The 16,573-nt window shown below is 69.2% G+C and carries 12 protein-coding genes; 3 read left to right on the plus strand and 9 right to left on the minus strand.

Annotated elements, in window-relative coordinates; genetic code table 11:
• Window positions 1-118: 118 nt before the first annotated feature.
• The 3 genes from PYS65_RS08135 to PYS65_RS08145 all read left to right on the plus strand — a co-directional run bounded on the left by PYS65_RS08135 (window position 119) and on the right by PYS65_RS08145 (window position 4,118).
• The gene (locus PYS65_RS08135) at window positions 119-1,336 is read left to right on the plus strand and encodes a thiolase family protein (RefSeq protein ID WP_279333120.1); all 1,218 of its coding nucleotides are present in this window, start codon (window positions 119-121) and stop codon (window positions 1,334-1,336) included.
• Window positions 1,333-3,462, plus strand: coding sequence for a 3-hydroxyacyl-CoA dehydrogenase NAD-binding domain-containing protein (locus PYS65_RS08140; protein WP_279333121.1), 2,130 nt, complete (start codon window positions 1,333-1,335; stop codon window positions 3,460-3,462). The genes PYS65_RS08135 and PYS65_RS08140 overlap by 4 nt, the downstream gene beginning before the upstream one ends.
• Window positions 3,463-3,743: 281 nt before the next feature.
• On the plus strand, window positions 3,744-4,118 hold the full coding sequence (locus PYS65_RS08145; protein ID WP_279333122.1) for an NYN domain-containing protein: 375 nt from the start codon (window positions 3,744-3,746) through the stop codon (window positions 4,116-4,118).
• Window positions 4,119-4,142: 24 nt separating this feature from the next.
• On the opposite strand, the gene PYS65_RS08150 is transcribed toward PYS65_RS08145, so the two are convergent.
• The 9 genes from PYS65_RS08150 to ngcE all read right to left on the minus strand — a co-directional run bounded on the left by PYS65_RS08150 (window position 4,143) and on the right by ngcE (window position 16,359).
• Window positions 4,143-5,666 (minus strand): amino acid permease, encoded by a 1,524-nt coding sequence (locus tag PYS65_RS08150; RefSeq protein ID WP_279333123.1) that lies wholly within the window; start codon window positions 5,664-5,666, stop codon window positions 4,143-4,145.
• 148 nt (window positions 5,667-5,814) lie between these two features.
• Window positions 5,815-7,782, minus strand: coding sequence for a 1-deoxy-D-xylulose-5-phosphate synthase (gene dxs / locus PYS65_RS08155; RefSeq protein ID WP_279333124.1), 1,968 nt, complete (start codon window positions 7,780-7,782; stop codon window positions 5,815-5,817).
• 167 nt (window positions 7,783-7,949) lie between these two features.
• Complete coding sequence (locus PYS65_RS08160) at window positions 7,950-9,239, minus strand: sugar ABC transporter permease (RefSeq protein ID WP_279333125.1); 1,290 nt, start codon at window positions 9,237-9,239, stop codon at window positions 7,950-7,952.
• Window positions 9,236-10,027 (minus strand): ATP-binding cassette domain-containing protein, encoded by a 792-nt coding sequence (locus PYS65_RS08165; protein WP_279333126.1) that lies wholly within the window; start codon window positions 10,025-10,027, stop codon window positions 9,236-9,238. Before PYS65_RS08165 ends, PYS65_RS08160 begins: the two co-directional genes overlap by 4 nt.
• Before the next feature lie 180 nt (window positions 10,028-10,207).
• Entirely contained in the window at window positions 10,208-11,308 is a 1,101-nt protein-coding gene (locus PYS65_RS08170) for a substrate-binding domain-containing protein (protein ID WP_279337896.1), read from the minus strand.
• 133 nt (window positions 11,309-11,441) lie between these two features.
• Entirely contained in the window at window positions 11,442-12,653 is a 1,212-nt protein-coding gene (locus tag PYS65_RS08175) for an ROK family transcriptional regulator (protein ID WP_279333127.1), read from the minus strand.
• A gap of 263 nt (window positions 12,654-12,916) precedes the next feature.
• The gene (locus PYS65_RS08180; RefSeq protein WP_279333128.1) at window positions 12,917-13,849 is read right to left on the minus strand and encodes a carbohydrate ABC transporter permease; all 933 of its coding nucleotides are present in this window, start codon (window positions 13,847-13,849) and stop codon (window positions 12,917-12,919) included.
• A gap of 4 nt (window positions 13,850-13,853) precedes the next feature.
• On the minus strand, window positions 13,854-14,780 hold the full coding sequence (locus PYS65_RS08185; protein ID WP_279333129.1) for a carbohydrate ABC transporter permease: 927 nt from the start codon (window positions 14,778-14,780) through the stop codon (window positions 13,854-13,856).
• Between the two features lie 82 nt (window positions 14,781-14,862).
• Entirely contained in the window at window positions 14,863-16,359 is a 1,497-nt protein-coding gene (gene ngcE, locus PYS65_RS08190) for an N-acetylglucosamine/diacetylchitobiose ABC transporter substrate-binding protein (protein ID WP_279333130.1), read from the minus strand.
• Between the last annotated feature and the right edge of the window lie 214 nt (window positions 16,360-16,573).

Below are 16,573 nucleotides of genomic sequence, written 5' to 3' on the forward strand. Positions count from 1 at the left end.
GCTTCGCCGCTCGGTTCCGTGGGGCTGGGCAGCTACATTACCCACAAGTAGCATAGGCTCTGAGCGCGCGCTCAGCGCAACGCAGCAGTGCCATCCCGCACCCTGGAGGAGAGCCATCGTGCCTCGTACCGTCAGGGACGTCGTCTTCGTCGACGGCGTCCGCACCCCGTTCGGCAAGGCGGGCCCCAAGGGCATCTACCACGAGACCCGGGCCGACGACCTCGTCGTGAAGGCGATCCGGGAGCTGCTGCGCCGCAACCCCGGACTCGACCCGAAGAAGATCGACGAGGTCGCCATCGCCGCGACCACGCAGATCGGCGACCAGGGCCTGACCATCGGCCGCACCGCCGGCATCCTCGCGGGCCTGCCCACCTCGGTCCCCGGCTACTCCATCGACCGCATGTGCGCGGGCGCCCTGACCGCCGTGACCGCGGTGGCCGGCTCCGTCGCCTTCGGCGCGTACGACGTGGCCGTCGCGGGCGGTGTCGAGCACATGGGCCGCCACCCGATGGGCGAGGGCGTCGACCCCAACCCCCGGTTCGTCTCCGAGAAGCTGGTCGACGAGTCCGCCCTGTTCATGGGCATGACCGCGGAGAACCTGCACGACCGCTACCCCACGATCACCAAGCAGCGCGCCGACGAGTACGCGGTGCGCTCGCAGGAGAAGGCCGCCAAGGCGTACGCCGACGGCAAGATCCAGGCCGACCTGGTGCCGGTCTCGGTGCGCCGCACCAACGAGGAGGCCGGCGAGACGGGCTGGGGCCTGGTCACCGCCGACGAGCCGATGCGTCCGGGCACCACCCTGGAGAACCTGGCCGGGCTGAAGACGCCGTTCCGCGTCCACGGCCGGGTCACCGCCGGCAACGCGGCCGGTCTGAACGACGGCGCCACCGCCTCGCTCATCGCCTCCGAGGACTTCGCCCGCGAGAACGACCTCCCGGTGAAGATGCGTCTGGTCTCGTACTCCTTCGTGGGCGTCGAGCCGGAGGTCATGGGCTACGGTCCGATCCCGGCCACGGAGAAGGCGCTCGCCCAGGCGGGTCTTTCCATCTCCGACATCGGCCTGTTCGAGATCAACGAGGCCTTCGCCGTCCAGGTGCTGGCCTTCCTGGAGCACTACGGCATCGCCGACGACGACGCGCGCGTCAACCAGTACGGCGGCGCCATCGCCTTCGGCCACCCGCTGGCCTCCTCCGGCGTCCGGCTGATGACGCAGCTGGCCCGCCAGTTCGAGGAGCAGCCGCACGTCCGCTACGGCCTGACCACCATGTGCGTCGGCTTCGGCATGGGCGCGACGGTCATCTGGGAGAACCCGCACTTCGAGGGGGACAAGTGAGCACCACCGCAGAACTGTTGAAGGGCGCCGCCGCGCTGTTCCCGGACGAGGTCGTCACGACCTCCCACGTACGCCACTTCGAACTGCCCCTGGGCGCGGGCCGCTTCGCCCTCATCACCCTCGACAACGGGCTGGACCACACCAAGCCGACCACCTTCGGCCCCCAGTCGCTGGCGAATCTGGACGCCGCCGTCGACCAGGTCGAGAAGGAGGCCGCGGACGGCGAGATCGTCGGCGTCGGCATCACCGGCAAGCCGTTCATCTTCGCCGTCGGCGCCGACCTCAAGGGCGTCGAGCTGCTCAAGCGGCACGAGGACGCGCTCGCCATCGGCAAGGGCGGCCACGACGTCTTCAAGCGGCTGTCGAAGCTCGCCGTGCCCACCTTCGCGTACTACAACGGCGCGGCCATGGGCGGCGGTGTCGAGGTCGGCCTGCACTGCTCCTACCGCACGGTGTCCGCGGCCATCCCCGCGTTCTCCCTGCCCGAGGTCTTCCTCGGCCTGGTCCCCGGCTGGGGCGGCTGCGCGCTGCTGCCGAACCTGATCGGCGCGGACAAGGCCGTCTCGGTCATCATCGAGAACAGCCTCAACCAGAACAAGCAGCTCAAGGGCGTGCAGGTCCACGAACTCGGCATCGCGGACGCGATCTTCGAGGGCGCCGACTTCCTGGAGCAGTCGCTGATCTGGACGGCGGCCGTCCTCAAGGGCGAGATCGTCGTCGACCGTCCGGTGATCGACCGCGGCGAGGCCTGGGACCAGGCCGTCGCCAAGGGCCGCTTCATCGCCGACTCCAAGGTGCACGGCGCGGCCCCGGCCGCCTACCGGGCGCTGGACATCATCGCCGCCGCCAAGGACGGCGACCTCCAGCAGGGCTTCGACGCCGAGGACCAGGCGCTCGCCGACCTGATCATGGGCGGTGAACTGCGGTCCGGCCTCTACGCGTTCAACCTGGTGCAGAAGCGCGGCAAGCGCCCGGCCGGCGCCCCGGACAAGAACCTGGCGCGTCCGGTCACCAAGGTCGGTGTCGTCGGCGCCGGTCTGATGGCCTCGCAGCTCGCGCTGCTGTTCCTGCGTCGTCTCGAGGTGCCGGTCGTGCTGACCGACATCGACCAGGAGCGCGTCGACAAGGGCGTGGGCTACGTCCACGCCGAGATCGACAAGCTGCTCGGCAAGGGCCGCATCAACCAGGACAAGGCCAACCGCCTCAAGGCGCTGGTCACCGGTGTGCTGGACAAGGCCGAGGGCTTCGCGGACGCCGACTTCATCATCGAAGCGGTCTTCGAGGAGATGGGCGTCAAGCAGAAGGTGTTCGCCGAGGTCGAGGCGGTCGCCCCGGCGCACGCGATCCTCGCCACCAACACCTCCTCGCTGTCGGTGTCCGAGATGGCGTCGAAGCTGAAGCACCCCGAGCGGGTCGTCGGCTTCCACTTCTTCAACCCGGTCGCGATCCTGCCGCTGCTCGAGATCGTCCGCGGTGAGCAGACCGACGACGCCTCGCTGGCCACGGCGTTCGGTGTCGCCAGGAAGCTGAAGAAGACCGCGGTGCTGGTCAAGGACGCCCCGGCGTTCGTGGTGAACCGCATCCTGACCCGCTTCATGGGCGAGATCCAGAACGTCATCGACGAGGGCACCCCGGTCGAGGTCGCCGAGAAGGCGGTCGAGCCGCTCGGTCTGCCGATGTCCCCGCTGGTGCTGCTGGAGCTGGTCGGCCCGGCGATCGGGCTGCACGTGTCCGAGACGCTCCACCGGTCCTTCCCCGAGCGTTTCACGGTCTCCCCGAACCTCAAGAAGGTCGTCGAGGCGGGCAAGCGCGGCTTCTACGTCTACGACAGCGGGAAGCCCGAGCTGGACCCGGAGGTCGCCGCGCTGCTCGAGCAGGGCGACACCGTCCTCACCGAGGAGCAGGTGCGGGCGCGGGTGCTCGACGCGGTGGCGCAGGAGATCGGGCTGATGCTCGACGAGGGCGTCGTCGCCGAGGCGCAGGACATCGACCTGTGCCTGATCACGGGCGCCGGCTGGCCCTTCCACCTGGGCGGCATCACGCCGTACCTGGACCGCGAGGGTGTCTCCGAGCGCGTCAACGGCAAGCGGTTCCTGGCCCCGGGCGTGGCGAGCGTCCCGGCCTGACCGGCCGGCCCTGACAGGGGGCGGGCCGCACGGTGACGATCCGTGCGGCCCGCCCCTTTTTCGGCACGGGCTCTCGGCACGGGCTCTCGGCACGGGTTCTCGGCACGGGAGCAGCGAGTGGGTCGCCGTACGGTCCGACCGCGTGGGCGTCCGGGTCACACCTCGCGCCATGCCGTCAGGGCCAGGCCCGGCTCGTCCTTGCGGCGGGCGAGCCGGAGGGAGCCGGCGGAGCAGGGCGGCGGGCGTCTCGGGCGGGGGCCGTTTCGTGGAATTCTGGACGCATGGACCACAGCGTCGCCGCCCTGCTCGTGATCGTCGACTCCGCGAACGTCGTCGGGTCGGTGCCCGACGGGTGGTGGCGGGACCGCCGGGGTGCCGCGGAGCGGCTGCGGGACCGGCTGGCCTCCCGGGGGCTGCCCGGCCGTCCGGGGCCGGTGGAGATCGTCCTGGTGGTGGAGGGCGCGGCGCGGGGTGTGGAGTCGGTGCCCGGGGTGCGGGTGGAGGCGGCACCGGGCAGCGGCGACGACCGCATGGTCGACCTGGTGGCCGAGGCGGGTGAGCGCCCGGTCCTGGTCGTCACCGCCGACCGCGGACTGCGCCGCCGGGTGACCGCCCTGGGCGCCACCGTGACCGGCCCCCGGGCCGTCCACCCCTGACCGCCGTCGCCGGGGCCGTACGGGTCACCGGAAGGCCGGGCCCGGCGGCTTGCCGGGCCGGCCGGAGTCGGCCTCCTCCTCCCGGCCCAGGCGGCTGTGGCTCCGGCTGTAGAGGAAGTAGAAGACGAAGCCGAGCACCATCCAGAGGCCGAACCGGAGCCAGGTCTCGGCGGGCAGGTTCAGCATCAGCCACAGCGAGGCGGCGACCGACAGGATCGGCAGGAACGGTACCCAGGGCATGCGGAAGGCCCGGGGCAGGTCGGGGCGGGTGCGGCGCAGGATGATCACACTGAGCGCGACGATCACGAAGGCGAACAGCGTGCCGATGTTCACCAGCTCGGCGAGTTCCGACAGCGGGGTGAAACCCGCGACGACCGCGATGATCACGCCGAGCAGGATGGTCGGCCGGTGCGGGGTCCTGAAGCGGGGGTGGACACGGGAGAAGAAGCGGGGCAGCAGACCGTCCCGGCTCATCGCGAAGAACACCCGGGTCTGGCCGAGCAGCAGGATCATGCAGACGACCGTCAGGCCGATGGCGGCGCCGAAGCTGATGAAGCCGGCGAACCAGGGATGCCCGGTGGCCTTGAAGGCGTCCGCGAGCGGGGCGTCCACGGACAGCATGGTGTAGTGCTGCATTCCGGTGACGACGATCGACACGGCGACGTACAGCGCGGTGCAGATGAACAGGGAGCCGAGGATGCCGCGCGGCATGTCCCGCTGCGGGTTCCTGGTCTCCTCGGCGGCCGTGGCGACGATGTCGAAGCCGATGAAGGCGAAGAAGACCACCGAGGCCGCCGTGAAGATGCCCATCACTCCGAAGTTGGACGGTGCCCAGCCGAACATCAGCTGGATGAGCGGAGAGTGGAGACCGTCACCGGCCGGGACGGGCTGCGCCTTCGGGATGAACGGGTCGTAGTTGTCGGCGGTCACGAAGAAGGCACCGGCGATGATGACGACGAGGACGACGATCACCTTGATGGCGACGACGACCGAGGTCACCCGGGCGGACAGCTTCATGCCGAGCACGAGGATGCCGGTGAGGACCAGCACCAGCACGGCGGCGAGGATGTCGAAGCCGAAGCCCTCGGCGCCGTCCCGGGTGCCGAGCGCCGCGGGCAGCTGCCAGCCCGCGTTGTCCAGCAGCGAGTGGATGTAGCCGGACCAGCCGACGGCCACCACCGCCGTGCCGAGCGCGAACTCCAGGACCAGGTCCCAGCCGATGATCCACGCGGGCAGTTCGCCGAGGGAGGCGTACGAGAAGGTGTAGGCGGAGCCCGCCACCGGGACGGTGGAGGCGAACTCGGCGTAGCAGAGCGCTGCGAGCGCGCAGACGACGCCGGCCACCACGAAGGACAGGGCCACGGCGGGTCCGGCGTTGTTCTTGGCGACCGTGCCGGTGAGCACGAAGATGCCGGTTCCGATGATGACGCCGACGCCGAAGACGGTCAGGTCCAGCGCGGAGAGGGACTTCTTGAGCGCGTGCTCCGGTTCCTCGGTGTCGCGGATGGACTGCTCGACCTTCTTCGTCCGGAAGAGGGTGTTGGTCACAGGTACCTCCCACGCTGTGTCGTCCTCGACGTGGTCGAGAGGGGCGTACCTCGTATGCCCCGGCGTGGGTGCCGTCACGCGAACGGGCCGCCCTCACCACTCTTCACAGTGGCACGGGCGGCCCGTTCGGGCGCATCGGCGGAGGGGATCAGTCGCGGGCCGGTTCCACCGGGTCGGCGGCGTGTGCCGCGTGAATCCCGTCGTGCGTGCCGTTCGAGCGGATCCGGGAGGGCGGGAGGCCGCCGTCCAGCTTCGCCACCAGGCCGGTGACCTGACGGGCGATGTCGGGAGCGGTGAGCCCGATCTCCGCCAGGACCTCGGCGCGGGAGGCGTGGTCGAGGAAGCGCGGCGGGATGCCGAAGTCGCGCAGCGGCACGTCGACGCCGGCGTCGCGCAGGGCCTGCGCGATCGTCGAGCCGACTCCGCCGACGCGGGAGTTGTCCTCGACGGTGACGACGACCCGGTGCTTCTCGGCGAGCGGGGCCATGGCCCCGTCGACGGGCTTGACCCAGCGCGGGTCGACGACGGTGGTGGAGATGCCCTGTTTCTCGAGCAGCCCGGCGATCTCCAGGCACATCGGGGCGAGGGCGCCCACGGAGACCAGCAGCACGTCCGGGGTGTCGGTGCCGGGCTCACGCAGGAGGTCCATGCCGCCGACGCGTCCCACGGCCGGTACGGCGGGTCCGACCGCGCCCTTGGAGAAGCGGACCACGGTCGGCGCGTCGGTGACCTCGACGGCCTCGCGCAGCTGGGCGCGGACCTGGTCGGCGTCGCGCGGGGCGGCCAGTCGCAGCCCGGGGACGACCTGGAGGATCGACATGTCCCACATGCCGTTGTGGGAGGCGCCGTCGGTGCCGGTGACACCGGCCCGGTCCAGGACGAAGGTGACGCCGCACTTGTGCAGGGCCACGTCCATCAGCACCTGGTCGAAGGCGCGGTTGAGGAAGGTGGCGTACACGGCGAAGACGGGGTGCACCCCGCCGTGGGCCAGGCCCGCCGCGGAGACCGCGCCGTGCTGTTCGGCGATGCCGACGTCGTAGACCCGGTCCGGGAACCGCTTGGCGAACCGGTCGAGGCCGACCGGCTGGAGCATGGCCGCGGTGATGGCGACGACGTCCTCGCGCTCCTCGCCGAGCTTGACCATCTCCTCGCCGAAGACGGACGTCCAGTCGGCACCGGAGCTGGCGATGGGCAGGCCCGTGTCGGGGTGGATCTTGCCGACGGCGTGGAAGCGGTCGGCCTCGTCCGCCAGGGCGGGCTGGTAGCCGCGGCCCTTCTCGGTGAGGCAGTGCACGATGACCGGGCCGCCGAAGCGCTTGGCGCGGGTGAGGGCGGACTCCAGGGCCTCGATGTCGTGGCCGTCGATGGGGCCGACGTACTTCAGGCCGAGGTCCTCGAACATGCCCTGCGGGGCGATGAAGTCCTTCAGGCCCTTCTTGGCGCCGTGCAGGGTGTCGTAGAGGGGGCGGCCGACGACCGGGGTGCGCTCCAGGACCTCCTTGGTGCGGGTCAGGAAGCGCTCGTAGCCGTCGGTGGTGCGCAGGGTCGCCAGATGGTTGGCGAGACCGCCGATGGTGGGCGAGTAGGAGCGCTCGTTGTCGTTGACGACGATGACCAGCGGGCGGTCCCTGGCGTCGGCGATGTTGTTCAGCGCCTCCCAGGCCATGCCGCCGGTGAGCGCGCCGTCCCCGATGACCGCGACGACGTGGTCGCCGGTCTTCCTCAGCTGGTTGGCCTTGGCCAGGCCGTCGGCCCAGCCGAGGACCGTGGAGGCGTGGCTGTTCTCGATGACGTCGTGCGCGGACTCGGCCTGCGAGGGGTAGCCGGAGAGGCCGCCCTTCATCTTCAGCCGGGAGAAGTCCTGGCGGCCGGTCAGCAGTTTGTGCACGTAGGACTGGTGGCCGGTGTCCCAGAGCACCTTGTCCCTGGGGGATTCGAAGACGCGGTGCAGGGCGATGGTGAGCTCCACCACACCCAGGTTGGGGCCGAGATGGCCACCGGTCTTGGAGACCGCGTCGACCAGGAAGGTCCGGATCTCCTCGGCCAGCTGGCTCAGCTCCTCCGCGGTGAGCCGGTCCAGATCGCGCGGTCCCCTGATACGGGTCAGCAGCGGCACCCGTGCCTCCTTGCAGTAGAGCTGATCGAGCTGTTGCCGGGCTCGACGAGTCTAATGTTCGCCTCCGGCGCCCGGCGTCCGGCCCGTGCGTCATAGCTCACGCGGTCCGGCCTCGCCCGGGTCCGAAGCGCCCGTGCCGGGCCGTGGGGAAACCATGGGCCGAAAGGCTAGGCGCGGCCCGCGGTCTTCTGCGTCTTGCGGGTGATCGCGTCGATGACGACGGTCGCCAGCAGCACACCACCGGTGATCATGTACTGCACCGGCGAGGCGATGCCCTCGAGGGCGAGGCCGTACTGGATGGAGACGATCACCAGGACACCGAGGAGCGCGTTCCAGGTGCGGCCCCGGCCGCCGAAGAGGGACGTACCGCCGATCACGGCCGCGGCGATGACGTTCATCAGGAACTCACCGGTGCCCGCGCCCTGGTTGGCGGAGGCGATCTTCGAGGCGACGAAGAGGCCGCCGATCGCGGCGAAGGTGCCGGCGATCGCGAAGACCGAGATCCGGACCATCTCCACGTTGATACCGGCACGGCGGGACGCCTCGACGCTGCCGCCGAGCGCGAAGACCTTGCGGCCGTAGGCGGTGCGGCGGAGCAGGAAGTCGGTGAACACCAGCACCGCGAGGAAGATCACCACGGCGAGCGGCAGACCCTTGTGCTGGTTGTAGACGATCGCCACGGCGAAGGAGACGACGGCCAGCAGCACCGTGCGCACGATGATGTCGTTCAGCGGGCGCGAGGGGATACCGGCGGCCTCGCGGCGGCGGTTGCCCAGGAACGCGGTGAGGAAGTACCCGACCACGGCCACCAGGGCGAGGCCGTAGGCGGCCGCGACATCGGTGAAGTAGTAGCTGGTGAACTTGCCGACGACGCCTTCGCTGTCCAGGTTGATGGTGCCGTTGCTGCCGAGTATCTGCAGCATGAAGCCCTGCCAGAACAGCAGGCCGGCCAGCGTCACGGCGAAGGCCGGAACGCCGATGCGGGCGAAGACGAAGCCGTGGATGGCGCCGGCCGCCGTGCCGGTGAGGATGGCCAGCACCAGGGCCAGCCACTCGTTCATCCCGTGGGTGACGCTCAGCACCGCGAAGGCGGCGCCCGCGACACCACTGACCGAACCGACCGACAGGTCGATCTCGCCGAGCAGCAGGACGAAGACGATACCGACGGCGATCATGCCCGTGCCGACCATGGCCACGGACATGTCGGAGAAGTTGCCGGCGGTGAGGAAGTTGGAGTTCAGGCCGGTGAAGATGGCCCAGATGATCACCAGGCCGATGATGACGGGGACGGACCCGAGGTCGCCGGCCTTCATCTTCCGCTTGAACTCGCCGATGTAGCCGGCGAAGCCCTGTTCGCGGACCAGCAGCCGGGGGTCGACGGCGGTGACCGCCGCGGCGGCCGCCTCGGTGTTCTCGACCGTGTCGGCGGTGGGCGTCGAGGTCTTTTCGGTGCTCACTTGCTGACCTCCCCGTTGGTGCGCGCCGCACGGCGGGTCACGGCGTTCTCCGTGGCTCCGGTGATGGCGGAGATGATCTCTTCCTGAGAGGTCGACTTGACCTCGAAGGTGCCGTTGTTGCGCCCGAGGCGCAGCACGGCGACCTTGTCCGCGACGGCCTTGACATCGGCCATGTTGTGGCTGATGAGGATGACCGCGTGGCCCCGCTCGCGCAGCCGCTCGACCAGGTCGAGGACCTGCGCGGTCTGCTCGACGCCGAGGGCGGCGGTCGGTTCGTCGAGGATCACCAGCTTGGGCTCGCCGAGCATGGACCGGGCGATGGCCACGACCTGGCGCTGACCGCCGGAGAGCGAGGCGATCGGGATCCGGACGCTGGGGATGCGGATCGACAGGGTGTCGAGGAGCTCGCGGGAGCGGCGCTCCATCTCCACCTCGTCCAGGACGCCGCGCTTGCGGATCTCCCGGCCCAGGTAGAGGTTGCCGACGACGTCGATGTTGTCGCACAGCGCGAGGTCCTGGTAGACCGTCGCGATGCCCAGACTCTGGGCGTCGTGCGGCTTGTTGATCTGGACGGCCTTGCCGTCCCACTCGATGACACCCTCATCGATGGGGTGCACGCCGGCAATCGTCTTGACCAGCGTGGATTTACCGGCGCCGTTGTCGCCGACCAGGGCGACCACCTCACCGGCGCGGACCTCAAGCTCTACGTCGGTGAGCGCCTGGACGGCACCGAAACGCTTGGAGACCCCGCGCAACGCCAGCACGGGCGTAGCGGACACGTGAACCATCTCCTTCGCCGCCTGACCCGGCGGGAGGTTGTGCAGAAGCAGTTTGGGGGGTGTTCCGACCGGCGCCCCGCGTAGCTTGCGGGGCTGGTGTGTGCGGGGCGCCGGCGGAGTTCGCGGCAGTCCGTCCCGTACGGGAGCCCGGTGCGGACTCCCGTACATCTCATGGGACTTCGGGACTGCTTACTTCAGACCGATCTTGTCGCAGGCGGCCTTGTACTTGCCCGCGCAGATCTCCTCGACGGTGTAGACGCCGTCCTTGATCACGGTGTCGTTGATGTTCTCCTGGGTCAGCGACACGACCGGGACGAGCACGGAGGGAACACCCTTGGTGGTGGGGCTGTCGACCGTGTCCTTGGCGACGGAGTCGAGCGACTTGCCCTGGGCGAGCGCGACGGCCATCTCGGCGGCGGCCGCGGCCTCCGGGGCGTACGGCTTGTAGACGCTCATGAACTGCTCGCCCGTCACGATGCGCTGCACGCCCGCGATCTCGGCGTCCTGGCCGGTGACCGGGACCTTGATGCCGGCGGCCTTCAGGGCGGTGATGATGCCACCCGCCATGCCGTCGTTGGCGGAGTAGACGCCGACGATCTTGTCCTTGCCGAGGGCGGAGATGGCGCCCTCCATGTTGGCGTTGGCGTTCTCCGGCTTCCACTCCTTGGTGTCGTACTCGCGGCCGACCTTGACCTTGCCGTCGAGGGCGGCGTGCGCGCCCTCCTTGAACTGGGCGGCGTTCGGGTCGGTGGAGGAGCCGTTCATCATGACGATCTGGCCCTTCTTGGCCTTGTCGCCCAGCGCCTCGAGCAGGGCCTCGCCCTGCGTCTTGCCGACGGTCACGTTGTCGAACGAGGTGTAGGCGTCGATCGGGCCCTCGGCCAGGCGGTCGTAGGCCACGACCGGGATACCGGCCTCCTTGGCCTTCTTCACCGAGCCGGCGATGGCCTTGGCGTCCACCGCGTCCAGGATCAGCACGTCGACCTTGTTGGTCACCATCGTGTCGACCTGCTGGTTCTGCAGGCTGGCGTCCTGCTTGGCGTTGGCGTAGATGACCTCGGCCTTGTTGTTCGTGAGCTCCTTGACCTTCTTCTCGATCAAGGGCTTGTCGAACTTCTCGTACCGCGCGGTCTGGTTCTCCGGCAGGAGCAGACCGACCTTGATGTCGTCGCCCTTCTTGGCGGCGGACTCGGTCGACTCGCTCTTGCCGCCGGACTCGGCGGCGCTGCCGCAGGCGGCGAGAGAGACGGCCATCGCACCGGCGGCGACGGCGACGGCGGCACGGCGCATACGCGTGTTCACTTCAGAAACCTCCCTGACGAGGCCGCGACGGTGCGGCCGAGGTGGCTGGAAGTCAACTCGGCCACACGTGCGACGTCAAGAAGTAAATCCTTAACGAGATGGCAACGGTGCCAATCGTTCTCTAAGTGAAGGCAGGAGAGGCCACGGTGAGGGACCCGGTGGCGGTGCCGTCCAACAGGGTGGAATCGCCCATTTCACCCAGCGCGAGGGCGAGCGCGCCGAGCACCTCCGCACGGCCCCCGAGTGCCCCGGGGAGAACGGAGAGTTGACGCGCCGCGCTGGGAATCGCGTAGCGGCCGACGGACTCCCTTATCGGTGCGAGCACCAGCTCACCGGCCTCGGCGAGGTCACCGCCCAGCACGACCCTGCTCGGGTTCAACAGGTTGCAGAGATTGGCGACTCCACTGCCGATGTGACGGCCGACGTCGGCGATCACCCTACGACAGCCGGGATCACCCTCGCGCGCCAGCCGTACGACGCCTTCCATCGTCAAGTCCGTGCCGTGGCTGGGCTGGAGCAGCGGGAGCACGTAGCGGGCCGCCGCGAACGTCTCCAGGCAGCCGCGGTTGCCGCACCGGCAGACCGGCCCCGACTCGTCGAGCGTGATGTGTCCGATCTCCCCCGCCGTGCCGCCGGGTCCGCGGTAGATCTTCCCGTTGATCACCAGTCCGGCTCCGACACCGCTGGCGACCTTGATGTACGCGAGGTCCCGCACGCCCCGGCCGCTGCCCCAGACCATCTCTCCGAGGGCGCCGAGGTTCGCGTCGTTGTCCACGTGCACGGGCACGCCGAGCCGCCCCCGCAGCTCCTCGGCGGGCTTGGTGCCAGTCCAGCCGGGCAGGATCGCGGTCGAGCCCAGGGTGCCGGACTCCACGTCGATCGGACCGGGCACGCCGAGGCCTATCCCGGCGACCTTGGCCGGGTCCACCCCGGTCGCCTCGATCAGCCGGCTGACCAGTTGCTCCGCCCGGTCGAAGCCCTGCGCCGAGGAGGCGTCCACGTCCAGCGGCTCGGACTCCTCGGCCAGCACCTGGTGGGCGAGGTTCCCGATGGCCACCCGCAGGTGGGCGTGCCCGAAGTCCACCCCGATGACGATCCCGGCGTCCCCGCTGAGCGAGACGCTGCGGGCCCGGCGGCCGCCCGCCGACGTGGGCGTGACCTCGACCGTCCCGCCCTCCCTCAGCTCCCGGACGATATTGGAGACCGTCGCCGCGGACAGGCCCGTCGTCCTCGCGATCTCGGCCTGGGTGAGGGAGCCGGCCAGCCGTACCGCTCGAACGACCCGTTCCAGATTGGCTCGGTGCAGCGACGACTGTGACCCCGGAGTCTCCACGACGACCTCCTGCGCGCGGGGCCGCTTCGATGAGACCCCATTCCGTGTCCAACTAGTGAACTCTAAGATGAGCTGTTCCGGTTGCCTTCCGTCAAGAGGTTGAACCGTTTCCGAGTACTTGCACACGTCGGCACCCGCCGCTCCCAGGGACGGGTACGGCGGGTGCGCGAGCAGATCCGGAGGGTGACTTCAGAGGATCCCCGGGGGCGCGGCGAGGGGTGGCCGCGGGGCTGTTGCGGGAGGGCCCGCAAGGGCCCGGGACCTCATTTCAGGGCGCCCGCGGTGAGGCCCTGCACGACCTGGCGCTGGAAGACGATGTACGCGGCGAGCACCGGGAGCATCGCCATCACGAGGCCGGCGAAGAGGCCGGACCAGTCCCCCTTGTAGCCCTGGCTGACGGCCAGCTGCACCAGGCCCTGGGTGAGGACGTGCTTGTCCTCGTCGGTGTTGAGCACGGTGGGCAGCATGTACTGGTTCCACTGGCCCAGGAAGTTGAAGATGCCCACGCTGATCAGGCCCGGCCTGGCCATCGGGAGCATGATCTGGAAGAACGTCCTGGTGTGCGAGGCCCCGTCCACGAACGCGGCCTCCGCCACGGTACCGGGCAGGGTCCGGAAGAACGCGGTCAGGAAGAACACCGTGAACGGCAGCGAGTACGCGATGTAGACCAGGATCAGCCCGTGGATCGTGTTCAGCAGGCCCATGTTGTCGACGACGTAGAACAGCGGGACCAGGGCGAGCATGACCGGGAAGCTCATGCCGCCGATGAACAGGTAGTAGATGAACCGGTTGCCCGGGAACTCGAAGCGGGCCAGCACATAGGCGGCCATCGAGCCGAGCACCAGCGTGCCGATGAGTGAACCGCCCACCACCAGGACGGTGTTGAGGAAGTAGTCGCTCATGTGGGCCTGGGTCCAGGCCCGCGACCAGTTCTCGAAGTGGAGCCTGTCCGGCAGCGACCAGGGCGAGCCGAAGATGGCGGCGTCGTCCTTGAAGGACGTCATCACCGCCCACACCAGCGGCAGGGCCACCATGATCGCCCAGATCACCAGGACGCCGTGGGAGAAGACGTTGAGGACGCCGCCCGTCTTCTCCTTCCCGGGGGACGCGCCGCCGGGGCCGTCGGCCTTGGTGAGCCTGGTGAGGGTGCCACCGGGCTCGGCCGGTACCGGGGCGGGGGTCTCGGTCGTCTTCATCGGATCAGTACTCCAGCCGCTCGCGCCGCCCCAGCTTCATCACGAGGGCGGCGAAGGCCAGCGTGACGACGAGCAGGGCGACGCCGATGGTGGTGGCGTAGGCGGCCTGACCGTCACGGAACGCCTTCTGGTACACGTACAGGACCATGACGGTGGTCGAGTAGTCGGGGCCGCCGGGCCCGGTCGTCATGATGTGCACGACCGCGAACGATTCGGCGCCCAGGGCGAGGATGCCCATGTAGACCCAGCCGGACTGCACGGTGTCCCACAGCAGCGGCAGGGTGATGCGGAAGAAGGTGGTGATCCGGTCGGCGCCGTCGAGCAGCGCCGCCTCGTAGAGGTCCATCGGGATGGACGCCATACCGGCGGAGAAGAGGACCACGAAGAAGCCGACCGTGGACCAGACGACCACGGCCATGACGGCCCACAGGGCGAGGCCCGGATCGCCCAGCCAGAGCGGCTGGACGTCGTCGAGCCCGACCGCCCGCAGGAACGAGTTGATCGCACCGCTGTCCGGGTTGTACGCGAAAGCGAACAGCAGGGCGACGATCGCGATCGACAGGACCTGCGGGAAGAAGTAGACGATCTTGTAGAACGCGGAGCCGCGGACCCCGGAGATCACCGGTCCGCCGCGGCGCCGCCGGCCGCCCACGTTGATCATGAAGGAGAGGAACAGCGCCAGTCCGATCGTCACCACCGGTACCAGCAGGGCGAACAGCAGGCTGTGCCGCAACGACTTCCAGAAGATGTCGTCGTCCAGCATGCGCGCGTAGTTGTCGAGCCCCACCATCGTGAAATCGGGGCTCAGCCCGGTCCAGTCCGTGAACGAGTAGTAGATCGACTGGATGAACGGCCAGACGACGAAGAGCGCGTACAGCCCCAGGGGGGCCGCCAGGAACCCCACGATGAACCGGTACTTGCCGTGCTGCATTGCTGGTGACCCCGTTCTGCGCGCGGGCGCCGCCGGGGCCGGTCCGGCACGGGTGTGCCGGACCGGCCCCGGTGACGGATTCTCACTGGTGCTTGTAGTGCTTGATCGACGAGTCCTTGGCCGCCTCGTCGGCGAAGCCCTGGATCTTCTTGATGGTCTCGGCCGGGGTCGCGCGGCCGGCCATCATCTCGCCGATCCCGGAGACGCCGATCTTCTCCTTCTGGAGCTGCACGTACCAGTCCTGGATGCGCGGGTTCACCACGTTCTCGCCGGCCTTGTCGAGCGCGGCGACACCGGCCTTCAGGCCCGGGGTGAGTTCGATGCCGTCGGTGCCGCCGTTGTACGCGGTCAGCGACTTCACCTTGCCGGTGAAGTTCCTCGAGGACGCCTCGCTGAGCATGATGCGCAGTTGCTCCATGCCGCCGGTGCCGTTCTTCGCCTTGGCGGGGACGACGAAGGGTTCGCCGCCGGAGGCCCAGATGGTGCCGAAGGGCAGCTTGTCGGAGGAGTCGAGTCCGGTGGGCGCGGAGACGGCCAGGTCGAAGTCGGCGGGGATGACCTTCGCCGACTCGTTCTCCACCCAGGAGCCGTTCGGGATGAACAGCGCCTTGCCCTGGGCCCAGGCGGTCTGGGACTGGACGTGGTCCAGGCCCGGGGTGCCCCTGAGGACGTAGCCCTTCTGCTGGAGCTCGTAGTAGGCCTCGAGGCACGCCTTGACGGCGGGGTGCTTCCAGGCGTTCGGCTCCAGGTTGTCGATGGCGTCGAGCACCTCGCGCCCGCCGACCTTGCCGATCATCGGGTAGAGCGAGAAGGGGAGGTAGTACGGGTACTTGCCCGCGTACGTCCAGCCCGCCATGCCCTTCTTCTTGGCCTTGGCGCAGACCGCGAGCATCTGGTCCCAGGTCTCGGGGTACTGCTCGTCGAGCGAGGCCAGGGCCTTCTGCGAGTACCAGACGCCGTAGACCGTGTAGGCGTAGTACAGGATCCAGACCTGCTCGCCGTCGAACCGGCCCATCTCCACGATGCCGGGGCGCAGCGTGTCGCGGACCTTCCTGGCCGGGTCGTCGTAGGAGGGGGCGTCCAGCAGCGGGGTGAGGTCGGCGAGCTGCTTCTTGCCGACCAGGACGCCCATGTCCATCTGTTCGGCGCCGGAGTTGTCGATGAGGTCGGGCGGGGTGCCCTGGTTGAACCGCGGCTGCAGGGTGGACTGGATCTTCTGGGTGGCGGAGAAATCGACCGTCGCCCCGGGGAAGGCCTTCTCGTAGATCTTGACCGCGTCCTCGGCGTACTCCTTGCCGAAACCGCCGTCGAACAGGACGAATTCCATCTGCGCGGTGTCATTGACGCCGAGCGGGTTCTGCTCGGTCTTCTTGCCCGCCTCGGCCTTGTCCTGGTCCTTCCCGCCGCCGCTGGCACACGCGGACAGGAAACCCATCGCGGGTACGGAGACCAGGCCGAGCACCGCGGACCGCTTGATCAGATCACGGCGGCCGACTCCGGTGGTGCTGTGGCCGAAAATATCGCGGGTACGCGTGCCGCGGTCACGGGTGCCGTCGTTCTCGGCGGAAGTGGATCCCATGCTCAAGTCCTCGCCTTCTCCAGGACTCAGGCGGTGAACCGGATCCTTCCCGGCACCGCGTTCGGGTCAAGCTGGGTCGTGCAGGAAGTGCGGCCGGTGCCGACGGCACCGGTGGTACGGGACGTCTGCTGTTCGAGGTGCTGTGAGAATGCCCCGGAGTGCCGACAGGTATAGTCCACTTCCCTCCGACGGAGCAAGATCGAACACAAGGTTC

Origin of the sequence: Streptomyces cathayae (assembly GCF_029760955.1) — a bacterium.
Classification (GTDB): domain Bacteria; phylum Actinomycetota; class Actinomycetes; order Streptomycetales; family Streptomycetaceae; genus Streptomyces; species Streptomyces cathayae.

Bases quoted from the DNA above. Each gene is read 5' to 3' on its own strand.
- PYS65_RS08145 (WP_279333122.1), top strand. From the start codon at position 3,744: ATGGACCACAGCGTCGCCGCCCTGCTCGTGATCGTCGACTCCGCGAAC.
- PYS65_RS08165 (WP_279333126.1), bottom strand. From the start codon at position 10,027: ATGGTTCACGTGTCCGCTACGCCCGTGCTGGCGTTGCGCGGGGTCTCC.
- PYS65_RS08170 (WP_279337896.1), bottom strand. From the start codon at position 11,308: ATGCGCCGTGCCGCCGTCGCCGTCGCCGCCGGTGCGATGGCCGTCTCT.
- PYS65_RS08180 (WP_279333128.1), bottom strand. From the start codon at position 13,849: ATGAAGACGACCGAGACCCCCGCCCCGGTACCGGCCGAGCCCGGTGGC.
- PYS65_RS08185 (WP_279333129.1), bottom strand. From the start codon at position 14,780: ATGCAGCACGGCAAGTACCGGTTCATCGTGGGGTTCCTGGCGGCCCCC.
- ngcE (WP_279333130.1), bottom strand. From the start codon at position 16,359: ATGGGATCCACTTCCGCCGAGAACGACGGCACCCGTGACCGCGGCACG.